General features: G+C 36.3%; 14 protein-coding genes and 1 riboswitch. Of the genes, 1 reads left to right on the top strand and 13 read right to left on the bottom strand.

Features of this window, described 5'->3' with window-relative positions; all coding sequences use genetic code 11:
• Window positions 1-85: 85 nt before the first annotated feature.
• The 4 genes from IGJ66_RS04715 to IGJ66_RS04700 are packed head-to-tail and all read right to left on the bottom strand — an operon-like array spanning window position 86 to window position 3,494.
• Window positions 86-967 (bottom strand): polysaccharide deacetylase family protein, encoded by an 882-nt coding sequence (locus IGJ66_RS04715; RefSeq protein ID WP_067484154.1) that lies wholly within the window; start codon window positions 965-967, stop codon window positions 86-88.
• Window positions 964-1,245, bottom strand: a complete 282-nt coding sequence (locus IGJ66_RS04710) for a hypothetical protein (protein WP_067484153.1) — start codon at window positions 1,243-1,245, stop codon at window positions 964-966. Before IGJ66_RS04710 ends, IGJ66_RS04715 begins: the two co-directional genes overlap by 4 nt.
• A gap of 1 nt (window position 1,246) precedes the next feature.
• Window positions 1,247-2,458 (bottom strand): glycosyltransferase family 2 protein, encoded by a 1,212-nt coding sequence (locus IGJ66_RS04705; RefSeq protein ID WP_430616890.1) that lies wholly within the window; start codon window positions 2,456-2,458, stop codon window positions 1,247-1,249.
• Entirely contained in the window at window positions 2,436-3,494 is a 1,059-nt protein-coding gene (locus IGJ66_RS04700; protein ID WP_430616889.1) for an acyltransferase, read from the bottom strand. Before IGJ66_RS04700 ends, IGJ66_RS04705 begins: the two co-directional genes overlap by 23 nt.
• Before the next feature lie 350 nt (window positions 3,495-3,844).
• Here IGJ66_RS04700 and IGJ66_RS04695 point away from each other — a divergent pair, with 350 nt between their 5' ends.
• Window positions 3,845-4,456: a LysM peptidoglycan-binding domain-containing protein gene (locus tag IGJ66_RS04695; RefSeq protein ID WP_071869456.1), complete on the top strand. Its 612-nt coding sequence runs from the start codon at window positions 3,845-3,847 to the stop codon at window positions 4,454-4,456.
• Between the two features lie 70 nt (window positions 4,457-4,526).
• Here the strand turns inward: IGJ66_RS04695 and IGJ66_RS04690 are convergent, their stop codons facing one another.
• The 9 genes from IGJ66_RS04690 to IGJ66_RS04650 form a co-directional block, all read right to left on the bottom strand.
• Window positions 4,527-6,038, bottom strand: a complete 1,512-nt coding sequence (locus IGJ66_RS04690) for a helix-turn-helix domain-containing protein (RefSeq protein ID WP_430616888.1) — start codon at window positions 6,036-6,038, stop codon at window positions 4,527-4,529.
• Between the two features lie 797 nt (window positions 6,039-6,835).
• Complete coding sequence (locus tag IGJ66_RS04685; RefSeq protein WP_067485083.1) at window positions 6,836-7,270, bottom strand: hypothetical protein; 435 nt, start codon at window positions 7,268-7,270, stop codon at window positions 6,836-6,838.
• Between the two features lie 279 nt (window positions 7,271-7,549).
• Entirely contained in the window at window positions 7,550-8,269 is a 720-nt protein-coding gene (locus tag IGJ66_RS04680; RefSeq protein ID WP_430616887.1) for a TatD family hydrolase, read from the bottom strand.
• The gene (locus IGJ66_RS04675; protein WP_067485077.1) at window positions 8,259-8,996 is read right to left on the bottom strand and encodes an ABC transporter ATP-binding protein; all 738 of its coding nucleotides are present in this window, start codon (window positions 8,994-8,996) and stop codon (window positions 8,259-8,261) included. Before IGJ66_RS04675 ends, IGJ66_RS04680 begins: the two co-directional genes overlap by 11 nt.
• An 11-nt stretch (window positions 8,997-9,007) precedes the next feature.
• Window positions 9,008-10,003 (bottom strand): ABC transporter substrate-binding protein, encoded by a 996-nt coding sequence (locus IGJ66_RS04670; RefSeq protein ID WP_075491180.1) that lies wholly within the window; start codon window positions 10,001-10,003, stop codon window positions 9,008-9,010.
• 13 nt (window positions 10,004-10,016) lie between these two features.
• Complete coding sequence (locus IGJ66_RS04665) at window positions 10,017-10,763, bottom strand: ABC transporter permease (protein ID WP_071869393.1); 747 nt, start codon at window positions 10,761-10,763, stop codon at window positions 10,017-10,019.
• Window positions 10,764-10,847: 84 nt separating this feature from the next.
• A riboswitch (TPP riboswitch) is annotated at window positions 10,848-10,952 on the bottom strand.
• 67 nt (window positions 10,953-11,019) lie between these two features.
• Complete coding sequence (locus IGJ66_RS04660) at window positions 11,020-12,342, bottom strand: dihydrolipoyl dehydrogenase family protein (RefSeq protein ID WP_430616886.1); 1,323 nt, start codon at window positions 12,340-12,342, stop codon at window positions 11,020-11,022.
• 6 nt (window positions 12,343-12,348) lie between these two features.
• Window positions 12,349-13,293 carry an ABC transporter ATP-binding protein gene (locus IGJ66_RS04655; RefSeq protein WP_071869392.1) on the bottom strand — a complete coding sequence of 315 codons (945 nt, stop codon included), beginning with the start codon at window positions 13,291-13,293 and terminating at the stop codon, window positions 12,349-12,351.
• Window positions 13,290-14,831, bottom strand: a complete 1,542-nt coding sequence (locus tag IGJ66_RS04650) for an ABC transporter permease/substrate-binding protein (RefSeq protein ID WP_071869391.1) — start codon at window positions 14,829-14,831, stop codon at window positions 13,290-13,292. Before IGJ66_RS04650 ends, IGJ66_RS04655 begins: the two co-directional genes overlap by 4 nt.
• Between the last annotated feature and the right edge of the window lie 382 nt (window positions 14,832-15,213).

Below are 15,213 nucleotides of genomic sequence, written 5' to 3'. Positions count from 1 at the left end.
CGCTTTTTAGTTAACTCCTTTCTCTTTTTTGTTTGTACGAGAAACTCGCTAAGAAGTATCAGCTTCATTATTTTTTGCAATTTTTTTAATTTGTATCGTTATCTAGCCAATGTAATAATGTCGGCCAATTTTCTTTAGTGACTATCAATCGCGGCATGTCAGTAGTCAACGTTTCATTCGTAACAACACCAGTTTCTAAACTGAAGATACCCTTGATTTGATTTTGACTCATGTAGTCTGTTAGTCGTTTGTTTTTTGCCCCGTAAGGATAAGCAAAATAATCAGCTTGATACCCAAGTTCCTGTTTAAAGATTTCTTGACTTTTTTTATAGTCATCAATCATTGTTTTTTTTGGTAAGTTAGTCGACAATACGGGTTTTCCTTTTTCTTGATAATGTAAATCATTGGTATGCACGCCAAATGTGGCTAAGGGCGAAGCCGCCAACTTTTTTATCTGTGACCAACTGGCCATCTGCGAGCCAGAAAGATTATTTCCAGTCTCGCCTGTAATCACAAAAGCGGTGAAGGGGAACTTCTCTTTCTCTAAAACTGGAAAAGCGTTATTTGGTAACGTAACATCGATATCATCAAATGTAATCACCACATTTCGCCCAGTTAACTCTTTCTTTGCACGTTTTTCGAGTAATTGATCCATTGTTAAAACAGGTACTTTTCTTTCCTTTAAATCCTGCATTTGTTGAGTAAAATCACTCAATGGTACATTAAATTGATGAAGTTGGGTATTTTTTGACATTTTTGAAACTGCCTCAACCACAAAATTATCTGCTAGTACACGATGATAACATAAAACGATCACTCCATCTTCATCTGATAAAGGAGCATAAGAAAAACCAGTACTCACTTCACTTTCCACTAGTTGTTTTGTCTGGCTAAAAAGTAGAAAACTAACAACACCAATCAGACAAAAGCTCAATAAACTGGTAAGTAATCGGTTCACTCGTTTCATTGCGTACCTCCTGTTGTTTTCAGTGCGACGATTCCAATCAAAATTGGCACAATAAAAATCGCCAGTAAAGCAAAAATAAGATGCAAAATATCTGTTATTTGGGTCAACGGAAAGTCAACCAATAAAAAAATGGCGCCAATAGCATCAGAATAATAACCTAACAATGAACAAAACATCAAAAACAATAACGCTAAAAATAACCACCACGCAATCAATAAATACATTGTCGAAAGTAAATTACGCGTAAACATCTTTTTTCGAATAATCAAATGATCCATTTTATACACCTCGATCTGGACTTTCCCATTTTCCTTTACTTGTCTTCCCTGTGATTACAGCAAATTCCGAAGAAATTGCACTAATAAGATTGGTTAACCAATAAAACATCAAATAAACAGGAACAGTTAGTTTGTCTTGCAGTTTGAGCTGACTATCATTCTCATCGCCATTGGCACCAATCCAAAATAGTAAGATAGACAATAAAATGAACAAAACAACAACACCACCTGCGACATGTAATTCCTGTCGAAAATAAGTTGCAACGAGATAATTAAACGTGCTAAACACAAATGTCCAGCCCCAAAGATGGCTCAAAATCATTTCGCCGAGTAACAACTTATAGTTTAAATCGCCACCCCCCATGACCCATGAAAAATTCCCGAGAAGCACTTCCAATCCACCAATCGACCAACGTTTTCTTTGTTTCAATAAACTAAAATAACGTTCTGGGACTAAAATATAAGAAAGTGCGCGGCAGTTATATGTCACGCGCCAACCTGCGCGATGCAGTTTCCAAGTGACATCAATATCCTCCGTCATAACCTCGGGATTAAACCCACCAACCTCTTTTAAACTTGATACGCGATACATCACGATTACGCCTGAAACTGTCATGATTGCACCTAACATAAATGTTTGCGTGCGCTTGATTCCGTCAATGATTCCAACGTATTCCAACGTCTGTAATTTTCCTAACAAAGTTGAGCGATTACGTACCACCGGCTTCCCTGTCACCGCCCCAATTATCGAACTGCTCTCTAACTCTGCAGCTAAGATTTCCACTGAGTTTGGTGCCAACAAAGCATCTGCATCTAATACCAGCAAATACTTTCCACTAACCATTTCCAAAGCTGTATTCAGCGCAGTTGCTTTCCCGCCATTTTTTTGTTGGGCAAGAATTCTCAATTCTTTTTCTTTAGAAAATCCTTGTTTGATTTGTTCAAGGAGCATTAACGTATTATCTGTACTTTTATCATCAACCACAATGATTTCCAAGTTGGGATATGCAAGTTGTTCCAAAGCAGACATCGCTTCTTGAATCGTTTCTTCTTCATTGTAAGCAGATAAAACGATTGAAACTTTTGGATAACTTTTTAATGATTCTTGCTTGGTGTACTTGATTCTCGAAAAGTATGCGCCAACCGACCATAAAATAGACATCAGAATTGGATAACCAATCGTATAATAATCAATGAATTTTAGAAGAAACATGTTGGTCTTTCCTTTCTGCTGATTGTCCGCCCCGCAACTTTCGTCGTAGCCATTCGCTGCTCCGTTCAAATGGATAACTAAAAAGAACTGCTGCACTGAAACTAGTTAAGATGATTACAAAACCATAGGTCAAGCGCTGCTCCATCGTTGGCAACAACATTCTTGCAATCGGATAAACGAGTTGGTCTGTAACGTCTGACATCAGATAGATTCCAAGCGTCCATTGACTCAACTTTCTGATAGGCAATTGAAATCCTTTCGTTACTGGTATGCGCAAACAACACACAAAAATCAAAAAACTAACAATCAGTGGTTCAAAGCCGTTGTATTGATTCCCAGCAAAATCTTGATACGTTGTCTGATAATCAAGTATCACGTCTAAGACAAAGAATGCGAAAATAGCTATGAGTAAAAGTAACCAAGTTTTCTTAAACTTTTTAAACTGTTCTTGATATTCAAATAAATAGGCACCGATGAAATAATAGCCAATTGGATAAGCATCAATCCAAAAATCTGGAACCACTTTTCCGAATGAGTTCAACAAAGATGGCCCAAAAAATAAAAAAAGCGATACCCCAACAACATATCGATGGAAAAACTGATTCTGATTTGCTTGCCAAATCAAATTTAGTAAGGGAATCATCAAGTACAACCCTATATACATTTCCACATACCAAGAATAAGTATTGGTTGAATAATCCAAAATACCAAAAAGTGCATCAGTCAAACTCACGCCTTCATCCATCACAACCATTCTCAGCCAGCCAACTAAAGAAATGCTGACATACAAGAACAAAACAGGAAACAGATTCAATAAATAGGAAACAGAAAGTTTCTTACGATTCATCAAGAAACCTGTACACAATAAAAACAATGGCACAGCAGTTATTGTCACTTGCCTTGTCATCATCCAAAAAAGGGTAAGATTTGTTTGAATCGTTTGATCATAAAAACCACTATTTAATAAGAAATGAACAGCTACCACAAAAAAGGCAGCCATTGTTTTAATCAAGTCAATCGAATAATTCCGTTTCATAAGCACCTCCAAAAATAATTACAAAATGAATTATAACGAGTTTTTCATTTTGTTTTACTACCAAAACAAAATTGAAATCCATACTTTTTATTTCTATAAAAAAAATTTTGGATAATCGATTTTTTCGTAACTAAACAAGCCTAAAGTCAGAAACATTTCAAGTAATTTCTTGATTTAGCAAGCTTTCCAATCATTCATTTTACGTACGTTACTAAAAAGATTACAAAAAAGCGACTTTTGTCACAAATTGTCATGAACCTTTTACCTATGAAATATTTTTCCATGTTAAAGTAGTCCAAGTTGATCACAACAACAAAATTCGAACAACTCAAAAGGAGAAACTATTTTATATGAAATCACTTAAAACTGTACTATTAGGAACAACTCTGGCTGCCGGCGCTGCATTATTTATGGGAACAACAACACACGCAGACGAAGCGTACACTGTTCAATCAGGCGATTCATTATCAACTATTTCACAAAAATATGTTGGCGATAACTCCTTGATTAACCATATTGCTCAATCTAATTCAATTTCAGATATCAATCTGATTTTTGCAGGTCAAACATTAACTATTCCAACCTCAGAGCAAGGCTCAACAACAGATGTTGCACCTCAAACAGAAGCAGTTCAAGCTGAACCTGTTCAACAAGAGACAACGCAAGAAGTTGCTCAAGCACCTGTTCAAGAAACAGTTCAAGCAACTCCAGCAGTTGAAACAACAGAGGCAGTCGCTACTACTTCTAACTCTGCAAAAGAATGGATCGCACAAAGAGAATCAAGCGGTTCTTATACAGCAACTAACGGTCGCTACATCGGTCGTTACCAATTAGATTCATCATACTTGAACGGTGACTACTCAGCTGCCAATCAAGAACGTGTAGCAGACGCTTATGTTTCTTCACGTTATGGTTCTTGGGAAGCTGCTCAATCATTCTGGTTAGCAAACGGTTGGTACTAAGAAAAAAAGTCAAAACAAAAAACGGACAGCCCAGTGGGTGTCCGTTTTTTTATTTTGACAAATAACTTCATCATCCCTTTAATAAACCAATACTATTTAAATGGCTTTTTGCAAAAACCTCTTTGGACTCTTCCCTTTTTAAATAAACAAAGTCCAGTAGTTTGGAGATCGTATCATCATTTAAGTAATTTGAAATACCAATTGTCGGAATTGGATAGGTGTTACTTGTATACGTATCTGTCAGTAGACAATCATAGTTGGAAAAATTGGCACGATCGAGTTTTACATAAGGGTCAATAATATCAATTTTGATTTTATGCCGGAAATAAAATTCGATCTCTTCTTTAACCATTTTCATATGTTCATAAGTCGTATCTAACATCAATGCAGCGGTCACCGTGATAGTGGATTGGCGCACGCCCAAGCGTAAGCTTGCCCAAGAAGTCATCAATTCAAAAATGGCTTGGTGAACCATCTCATCTACTTTTCTTTGTTTGAAAAGCTCCACTTCTGAAAAAATCTGTTGAAACTTTTTATGTAAAAATTGTGCCAAGTCTGGGCTATCCGCTAAAATACCCTCAAAAAACTCTTTTTTCTTGTCATGCAAAATATAGGTTGGCCCGCAAATTTGAAATGTCGTCCAGTAAATATCACGAACGATTTTATCTCGGTAATCACACTCGACATGGTAGACCTTCGATAATTCATCAATGATTTCTTCGATTTTATTTTTGATTTTTAGTGGACTTAGTTCTTCATGTCCTTGTTTCACTCGAGAAGGATAAAATGGATAAAAATATTCTTGGAATAGTTGTTGTAATACATGACTCGTTAGTTCCAAGCCAAATATTGCTTTAAATTCCTCACACAAACTAGCTTCAACCATCAAGAATGAAAATCCATTAACTAATTTTTCTGTTTGAATCTCATGTTTTCTCTTCATCCGTTCAATACTAATTAGTAATTGAAACTTCAGGCGACTAAGAGAAAAATGCTGTTTGGAATTTGCAAAAACAATTGCAATATTTTCCTTCAAAAAGTCTTCGATCAAGCGATCAATCACTTGAACTTGCTCATAAGGAAATTTTTTTTCTGGGGAACCATACTTTTCCAGAAAGAAACAAGAGAAGAACGTACGAATTTTTTGTTCATCACCATTGATTTGTAACGCATTATCGATTCTTAACTCATAATTTTCCAAAGATTGGTTGATTTTCGATAACCAGCGTGTAATTTGTGATTCAGAAGTATACAATTGTTCACTCAAATCGATCTTTTTTAGATTATCTGCAAAAAAGATTTGTTCAAGTAAATCATATTCTGAACTTTCATTTAAAATAGCTGCATATATGTATGATTTCGGAATAGTTACATCTTTTTTTAAAAATATCCCCAGTTTAAATGAGGTCTCGATACTTAAAGGATAAATATACTTATTGATAATTGGAATATCTGTTCGAATCGTTTTTTCAGAATTCCCTGTTCGTTCGGCTAACTCCTCACTGGTCATCCATTCGGAATCCCACAAGGTTTCCAGAATTGCTAATTGTCGACTTAATCGACTATCTAGACAAGCTCTCATTATTACACCCCACTCTATAAATAAATATGTAACATTGTTCAATCCTGCGAACCACATGATTGAAAGATACCTTCACTTCAAATGGTTCCATAAAATAAGAAACCAGCAATTGAAAGGAACTTATGTTTATCAAGAATTGTTTACTTATTTCTACTTAACTATGTCCAAAAGGAACAAACTGCCTTTCCCTTTACAGATAAAAAATGTTGATTCTCCTGAAAATAGAGTCAGTAAAAAATAACAATCAAGCATCCAACCAGTTCTTAGTTCCTGTAGAATTATAATTGCTATAAAGCGTTTTACAAAATCAATTTTTACCGACTGCTAGGCTATACAACTGACTAAATCCATTTTTTCTCCCGCATAACAAATAGTCAAAATTACCCTTTATTTTTTCAAAAAATTCGTTATTCATTATTTGCTTTTCAAGCAACAAACCTTCTAATTGTAAGATCGGCACACCCCACTTAAAATTTTTTAGTAATCTTGCAAGCAAATCAGCATAATTATAAAGTTAACTTATATAGCGTTTTTTTCGAAACATTCGGAAAATCACCGTAAAAAATTATAGAAAGATTAAAATTATTATCTTTGCATGTGATTATTATAACAAAACAGAGTGAAAAATCAAATATTATAATTTAAAATTGTTATAAAAACAAAAAAATCGAGTAATAAGTCCCCTTATTACTCAATCAAATTCTGCTATGTATCGTCCTTTTATTCATCAGCCAATTTTTTCTTTTATTCTTTTATTTTTTAATAATATTCTCATAAATAAAAATGAACATTGAAGATTACCAACTTGCTGCCATCTTCTTTAATTTTTTTCGCATTCTCGCATCGTTCAGCTGTGTGATCAAGTCCTTTTGCATTCTTGTTTCTTGTAAATGGACACTTTTTTTATTCGAACGAACTTCCTGATACATCTGTCCTAATAACTCATACTGGTATTTTTTCTCATAAATTGAATAGTCTGGCAACAACTCGTGAAATTTGGTCATTGAAATTTTATTACTCATGTTTCTATTGATGTCATATTGAACATTACACGCATAAAGTTCAAAAACGAACAAGGTTTCTTTAAGAGAATATTGTGTAAGCAAACGATTCATTGATTGATTTTCTTCCCCTACAACTTGTAATTCTTCCATTGCTAAGTGAATTAAAAATAATAACTCCTTTTGTTCTTGAGATAACTGGTCGATATTTTTTTCAAATGAATTTTGCATCTTACTTCCCCCTCACTCATGAATAATTTTTTCTTTTTATGAACGGATGTTTTGGCCATTCTCCTTTCTGCATACGCCCTCAAAAAAAGCCGTGACAAAAACTTGTCACAGCCTTTTACAAAGTAGAAAGTATTTTCTTGCAGTGCATCAATCAAACTTGATCACTAAAAGAATTTCCACGAGACAAGCTTTTCTTCATTTTAACAGAAGCGAAAACTGATAACCTCGTTATTGTCCAACATGACCACTAACATTTGGCGAAGTACTTGAATCTTACATTTAGCCGTTAATAAATACTTGCAGATTCTTCGTCATTTTCTCTGCCAGAATCGTTGACTCAATATTTCTTAATTCAGCTAATGATTGTAAGTGACACCTTAAAATCGCCACGTAATCATCAACCTGTACTTTTCGATCTAATGCCCATTCAATGGCCGCCAAACCATCTGTTTCAATCAACAAGCGATCAAGTGGTACTTTTTTTGCTAATTCTTTCACTGCATTATTTCGCATCAAATCAATCCCAATGGTAAAATAGCAACCAAAGTCGATATAAGCTTTTTGAAGCGCCATGCTCGAATACCAATGGATCAAGTAACGATTGGGATATTTTTTGATCAATGATAAAATTTCTGCTTCGCATCCTTTTGTATGCAAAACAACTGGCTTTTGCCGTTCCATTGCATAAATTAGTTGTTGTTCAAAAATAGTAAGTTGGGTTGCCAGCGGCACTTCTGTCCACACACTATCTAATCCGATTTCACCAATTATATTCGCTTTTTCTAAATAAGGTAGAACGGCTTCAAATCGATATTGATCTGCCTTCCAAGGATGAACCCCAAAACTTAACAGTTGAAGGTCTCCCACTTTGGTTAATCGTTGGTTTTCTTCCCATTCTTCCGGCGAATCACAATTAAGAATCGTCAAAATCTGATATTTTTGTTGTCGCTGTGCTAATTCTGTACTTCCTGCCAAATGGCAATGTCCATCAATCAACATGTGTTTCACCTTCTAACAACTGATAGATGTTTTGCTTTAATGTTGCTTGTTCTCCAAGCCAGCTTCTTGTTCGATGCTTTTCTGGTAACTTGATATCTGCAATGATTCGCGCTGGCCGAGCAGACAGCACTATGATTCGATTGGATAAATAAATAGCTTCTTCGATATCATGGGTCACTAGTAACGTGGTTCTCGTTTTTTGTTTCGGTAGCTGAAGTAGCCAATCTTGCATCTGACTTCGAGTCATCGCATCCAACGCACCAAATGGCTCATCTAACAACAAGTAGTCAGCTGGGTTCATCATTGTTCGCAACAATGCAACTCGCTGTTTCATACCACCAGAAAGTTGCTCTGGTAAAAAACCACTATATTTTTTCAATCCAAATAATTGTAGTTCTTCCATTACTTTTTCTTGGTCAATTTTTTGATGATTGATTTTTTGATACAATGTAACATTTTGAAAAACACTAGCCCATGGTAATAATAAATCTTCTTGTGGCATGTAACTAAACGCTGTGTTTAATCCCATAATTGGCTCACCATCGACGAAAATCTCTCCTGAAGTTGGTGATATTACCCCAGTTAAAACTTTCAACAAGGTTGATTTACCAGCTCCACTTGGCGCAATGATTGATACAAAAGAATTCTTTTCAACAATAAGATCAATTTCTTTTAAAATCTCTAAGTTATCAATCGTTACAGTTAACTGATTGATTTCAATTGCCACATTTTTTCCTCCTATTGAATAAATTGGTTCGTGAATAATTCTTTTGCCTCTACTTTTTCTTTGATTAATCCATTCTCTTTCATGAAATCAGTATAGTTATCCCATACTTTTTCTTGCATCAATCCCCATTTTTCTGGCTCATCAGTATAGTTTTCTGAAACAAATGCTTGTGATTCTTCCAAGAAACTTAGTTCGTTGTCTGACGCGTACTTATGCAAAATTTTTGCACTTGCTTGTGGATGCTTAATTGCTTCTTGATAACCTTTTTTCGTTGCATCCATAAATTTTTGAACTACTTTTGGTTCCTGTGCAATCATTTTATCACTCGTAATGATAACAGGAGTATAATAATCTAAGCGTTCATCCAGTTCTCTTAACGGAAGATAGTTCAATTCAATTTTTGCTTCTTTTGCTTTAACCATATCCCAACCTTCAAAATACCATTGTAAGTCGACACCTTTTCCTAAAGCTTCGGGTCCTTCCCCGGTACTTCCAACAATCGTTAATTTAGAAAAATCTGCGTTATCGTGTTCCATGACTGCTTTTAATACTGCTTCTTCACTAGGACTTTGCCAACCTGCATAGGTTTTTCCCTCAAAGTCTTTTGGTTTCGTTATCCCGCTATCTTTTGCTGCAACAAATCCAGAAGTATTGTGCTTCATAATTGTCGCAATCGCCTTAACTGGAATAGCTTGTCCGTCAGCATGTGCATAGGTGATGTCTTCTTGATAGCTCACACCAAATTGTGCTTTGTCTGCGCCCACTAAGCCGATACTTGTCGAATCATCTCCTGGCTCAATGATGTTCACATTCAAGCCAGCATCTTTATAATAACCTTGTTCTTTTGCAACATAGATACCTGTATGATTTGTATTTGGTACATAGTCCAACACGAGAGTGACATCCGTTAACTTTTTTGTTGAATCCGTAGTACTTGTTTCTTGCTTATTTGCTCCGCATGCGGTAAATAATAACAAAGCTGGTACTAGCCATAACATTTTTTTCATTTTCTTCCTCTTCCTATCCTCTAGTATATAACCAATAATAATAACTTTTCTTCATGAGCACACTCAATCCATTAAGCAATAAACTAAGAACGATTACACAAAGAATTGCTGCAAAAACCTTGTCGATTTGATAACTGTTTTTTACACGGATCATGTAATAACCTAATCCGGACTGCGCACTTAACCATTCCCCAACGATTGCGCCACTAACACAATAAGTCGCTGCAACTTTTAGCCCAGAAAAGAAACCTGCAAGCCCTTCAGGAATTTTGAAGATTCGATAGATCTGTCCCCTACTGGCGCCCATTGTTCGTAAAAAAATAATTTGTTCCCTTGATGCTTTACTCAATGAATCCGCAAAAGAAACGACCATTGGGAAATAACTCATCAAAATAACTAAAATCACTTTCGGCGCCAGTCCAAAACCAAACCACAACGTGAGTAACGGTCCCAAAACCATAATTGGTAACGTTTGTGATACTACTAAAATGGGATAGATTGCGGTCTTTAGTAACTCATAAAAGTCCATCAATAATGCTGTAAAAAAGGCAATGATTCCTGCAATTACTAATCCTAACAGTGCCTCGCTCAAAGTCGTGAGTGAATGAAAAAACAGCGTCTGTCTATCAGCAAGCAGTGCTTGAAAAACGGCAATCGGACTAGGCAAAATAAAGGTTGGTGTCTGTAACAGCTGAACACTGACTTGCCAAATCAGTAGCAGAACACCGACACTGATTGCTGGATATAAATGTTTCTTCAATTGTTCACCTCCTAAATGAATCAAATTTAACACTGGAACAAAAAAACGCTTGTCTGTGGACGCAACATAGGTCCCACTTAAACAAGCGTTTGCTATGTTTCTCCCTTCACCAGTATTAACTGACAGGTTCAATGGGTCTAAGTTCACAACTTACTCTCATGCCGTTTACGACATCCCCAGAAACAAGTATTCATTTTTTTTAGTGTAGCATAACAAAATTGGTGCAACAAGCACTTCTGCTTAATTTATTCCTTTCCTATTTCAATAGATAAGGCAAATCACTAGCAAGTGTCGGATAGCCAAAAATCCATTGATCCACGATTTCCTTCGTCAACCGTTGATTGATTGCTATCGTTAGAAAATCAATCAGTTCATCTGCTTGCTCACTCAAAACACTTGCGCCAATCAAAAAGTTTTCTTTATTGAAACATAACTTTACTTTGGCTAATGGTTCATTCACTCGATGGTAGGTAAACCAGCTTGTCATTTCTTGAGTCACTGTTTCAACTTGCCTATCCTCTTCAATTTTCGTTGTTCCAACAGTCGCAATCTTTGGGCTACCATAAACAATTGTCGGAATGACAGGATAGTTGATTGTTTTTTGCTGTTGTTGTGTCACTTTTTGTGCAACGTATTGGCCTTCAAAAGTCGCAACAGGTGTTAATTTTGGCAACTGTTTTTCGATAACGTCTCCACAAGCAAAAATTTGTGGATTTGTTGTTTGAAGACACTCATTCACAATGATCCCCTTTTTCGTAAAATCGACATTGGCACGCTCTAAATGTAAAGATTCAACATTTGGCTGGCGACCTGTTGCGCAAAAAATCGCATCTGCTTCAAAGATTTCTTTTCCAGCAATCAACTGTAATTTCTCATTTTGGCGCGTGATTTTTTGTGCATCCACATCAAAAGCAAACTGGATGCCAGCTTTTTTCATTTGGACAATTGTCTCTTGAACCAACTCTTCATCAAATTCTTTTAGCGGTCGCTGATTGTGATGCACAATGGTCACTTCACTGCCAGCCGCACGAGCAATCGTTGCCAGTTCAAAGGAAACATAGCCTCCTCCAATAAAAATCAATTGTTTCGGTAGCTCAGCAAGCGCTAGAAAATCGGTACTTGTTTGCAAAAATTCCTTTCCTTCAATCGGTAAAATGGTCGGACGTTGTCCCGTTGCAAGCACAAAATGTTTTCCACGAAATGTCTTTCCCAGCACTTCAACTGTTTCTTCATCCAGAAAACTTGCTGTTCCAGTCAGATGATCAATTCCTGCCTGGCTTAATTCTTTTTGGCGATTTGCAGAAACAGGGTCCGTAAAAGTTCGTTTAAAAGACTGGAGTTCTTGCCAATTTAATGGCGGCACTTCAGAAAAGCCTTTTCCAAGTAATTGCTTGATCCGATTGCGTGCTTCCACCCCACCAATTAAGATTTTTTTAGGATCACAGCCGCGATTTGGACAAGTCCCACCCCATAAATTTTCTTCAATTACTAACACTTGCTGCTGCTTTGCTTTTAACTCGTAAGCGGCACTTAACCCTGCTACTCCTGAACCAATTACGATTGTGTCATACTCTTTCATCATTTTTTACTCCTTTCGACTTAAAAAGGCAAAGACATCTTGACCAGACAACTCCCCAACTAAAGTTCCTTGATTGAGGACTTGAACAATTGGTGCTTGGGCTAATTTCTCATAAACTTGAGTTAGCGGCGTCGTTAACTCAACCACAGGAACATTTTTATCTGTTATTTCTTTAGCATAAAAGCCTAACGCTATCAGTTCTTCTACCAAAATTTCTTTTTGGCTAGTTTCTTCAAAAAAGCTTTGAACAAACGCGTTATTCGGTTGCTTCAACAGTTTTTCTGGCGTATCACATTGAATCAATCGACCATCTTTCATAACACCAATTCGGTTTCCCAGTTTGACTGCTTCTTCCATATTGTGGGTAACAAAAACGACGGTCGTTCCTAATTCTTGATGTAAGGAAAGCACTAACTCTTGTAATGAAGTGCGTGAAAGAGGATCAAGAGCACTAAAAGGTTCATCCATTAAAATGATTTCTGGGTTCGCAGCAATTGCACGCAAAATCCCAATTCGTTGCTGTTCACCTCCAGATAATTCCCGAGGAAAACGGTCCCGATAATCCGCTGGAGAAAGCCCCACTTTTTCCAATAATTGGTCTACTTGTTGTTCCCGTTTTCCCTTTTCCCAACCTAACATCTCTGGAATCACTTCAATATTTTGCTTGACGGTCATGGTTGGAAACAACGCAATTTGTTGTAAAACATACCCCATTTTCCAACGTAATTTTTGTAAATTGTAACTAGTTAGTTTCTGACCTTTAAAATAAATCTCACCACTTGTTGGTTTAATCAAACCATTAATCATCTTCAACGTACTTGTTTTCCCACTACCAGAAGGACCAACTAACACAAAGATCTCACCTGGATGAACAACGAAGTCCAGTTGGTCAATCACAACTTTGTCAGCAAATTTTTTTTGAACTTGATGAAACTCGATGATTTCTGTCATTTTTCAGCCTCCTTGCTTAACCCAATCGTCACTAAAAAATCATGGGCAACTTGTGCTGGTTCTCTTTTTTCAACATTGACTTGGTAATTCATGTCAATCATTTCTTCTTCGGTGATCTTTCCACCAAGTTGATTCAAGGCACTCACGACTTCCGGATGTTTGTTAGCAAAATTTTCCTTCATCAAAGGCGCACCCTGATAAGGTGGAAATAGTTGGCGATCGTCTTTTAAAGCAACTAACCCATATTCTTTCAACTCGCTATCTGTCGAGTAAGCATCAATCACATTAACGTCGCCATTTTTGATTGCTTGGTAACGAAGACTTGGCTCCATACTTTGAACACTTGGAAACTCTAGATGATAAACTGATTGAATCCCCCGATAACCATCGTTACGATCAATAAATTCTAAGGTAAAACCTGCTTTGATCTGGTCATTCACTTTGATCAAATCCGAAATTGTTTCTAGCTGATTTGCTTTGGCAAAGGATTCTTTCACTGCTAATGCGTACGTGTTTTGATAAGCCATTGGCTGTAAGAAAGTCATTGCTTCTTGTTGATGGAGCAATTCCTTTGCTTGTTGATACGTATCTGTTTCTGACAACTTTGTTTCTTTCATTGCATCAGGAACTTTGACTAAGCTTTCTAAAACTGTTCCAGTAAATTCTGGATAAATATCAATTTGCTCATTCTGCAACGCGCTAAATAAAAAGCTCGTCTTTCCAAAATTTGGTTTTACTTCGACAGCAAGATCCGGATTTTTTTCTTCAATCAGTTCTTTATACATCTCAATCAAAATTTCTGGTTCTGAACCGAGTTTTCCTGCAATTACTACAGACTCTTCTTTCACAAAAAATGTTTGATATGCTGATATACCTCCAAGTACGCCAATCGTCAAGGCTAGCACAATCAAGGTGTATATTGGTCGAACACGTTGCAACAAACGAATCAAACTACTAAAAATAATAGCTAGCAATGCTGAACTAATTGCACCGATCAATGTTAACACAGGTGTGTTACGGTCAATTCCCAACAAGATAAACGTTCCTAAGCCACCTGCACCAATTAATGCCGCTAAAGTGGCTGTTCCGATGATCAAAACCAAAGCTGTACGAATACCCGAAATAATCACTGGTAACGCAATGGGTAATTCTACTTTAATCAAGCGACGTATCCGAGACATTCCAAAGGCAATTGCGGCCTCCTCAATTGATGGATCAATTTCAGTTAAACCGATATACGTATTTTGAAAAATAGGTAGTAACGCATAAATAACTAGAGCAATCAAGGCTGGAACTGTTCCAATTCCAACAAACGGAATCAATAAACCTAATAAAGCCAATGAAGGAATTGTCTGTAATACGCTAGTAATTTGTAATAAAACTTCTGCTAATTTTTTATGACTCACTGACCAAATTGCGAGAGGAATCGCAATCAAGGCTGCAATGAGCAACGCAAAAAAAGAAATCGATAAATGTTGGAACGTAGCCGTTAGCAATTCTGCTTTCCGTTCACTAAGAATTTGAATAAACTGATTCATTTGTCTCCTCTTTCTCAATTAATTTTTGTCATCTTTTAAGTATAAACCTCTCAAATACTTTCCCCAAATATGTTGCCTTACTACACCAAAAAGACCAGAAAAATCATAATGATCTTTCTGGTCTTTTTGTTTTAGCTAAAAAACAACAAAATGATGGGGAATTTTTAGGACTCTTCTGCCTCTGCAGTTCAGTCCAACAAATCAATAAGAAGAAAAACAGCCAATAAAGTGGAAATCTCGTGGGGGAGATAATTTTCTTTACTGGCTTGTTCCTTTACAATTATAGGTGAGCAGACTAAATTTTTGTGAGAAATGTAAAAAAAAGTTGTTTTCTGCGCATAACTGTTAAAAAACAAGACGTTTTTACTTTTTTGACAAAAAA

Origin of the sequence: Enterococcus sp. DIV0176 (assembly GCF_050528535.1) — a bacterium.
Lineage (GTDB): Bacteria > Bacillota > Bacilli > Lactobacillales > Enterococcaceae > Enterococcus_B > Enterococcus_B thailandicus.
Note: the sequence above shows the minus strand (reverse complement) of the source record. Positions and strands in the feature narration are given on the sequence as shown.

Coding starts and splice junctions, on each gene's coding strand:
- IGJ66_RS04715 (WP_067484154.1), bottom strand. CDS start 967: ATGAAACGAGTGAACCGATTACTTACCAGTTTATTGAGCTTTTGTCTG.
- IGJ66_RS04710 (WP_067484153.1), bottom strand. CDS start 1,245: ATGGATCATTTGATTATTCGAAAAAAGATGTTTACGCGTAATTTACTT.
- IGJ66_RS04705 (WP_430616890.1), bottom strand. CDS start 2,458: ATGTTTCTTCTAAAATTCATTGATTATTATACGATTGGTTATCCAATT.
- IGJ66_RS04700 (WP_430616889.1), bottom strand. CDS start 3,494: ATGAAACGGAATTATTCGATTGACTTGATTAAAACAATGGCTGCCTTT.
- IGJ66_RS04695 (WP_071869456.1), top strand. CDS start 3,845: ATGAAATCACTTAAAACTGTACTATTAGGAACAACTCTGGCTGCCGGC.
- IGJ66_RS04690 (WP_430616888.1), bottom strand. CDS start 6,038: ATGAGAGCTTGTCTAGATAGTCGATTAAGTCGACAATTAGCAATTCTG.
- IGJ66_RS04685 (WP_067485083.1), bottom strand. CDS start 7,270: ATGCAAAATTCATTTGAAAAAAATATCGACCAGTTATCTCAAGAACAA.
- IGJ66_RS04680 (WP_430616887.1), bottom strand. CDS start 8,269: ATGTTGATTGATGGACATTGCCATTTGGCAGGAAGTACAGAATTAGCA.
- IGJ66_RS04670 (WP_075491180.1), bottom strand. CDS start 10,003: ATGAAAAAAATGTTATGGCTAGTACCAGCTTTGTTATTATTTACCGCA.
- IGJ66_RS04660 (WP_430616886.1), bottom strand. CDS start 12,342: ATGAAAGAGTATGACACAATCGTAATTGGTTCAGGAGTAGCAGGGTTA.
- IGJ66_RS04655 (WP_071869392.1), bottom strand. CDS start 13,293: ATGACAGAAATCATCGAGTTTCATCAAGTTCAAAAAAAATTTGCTGAC.
- IGJ66_RS04650 (WP_071869391.1), bottom strand. CDS start 14,831: ATGAATCAGTTTATTCAAATTCTTAGTGAACGGAAAGCAGAATTGCTA.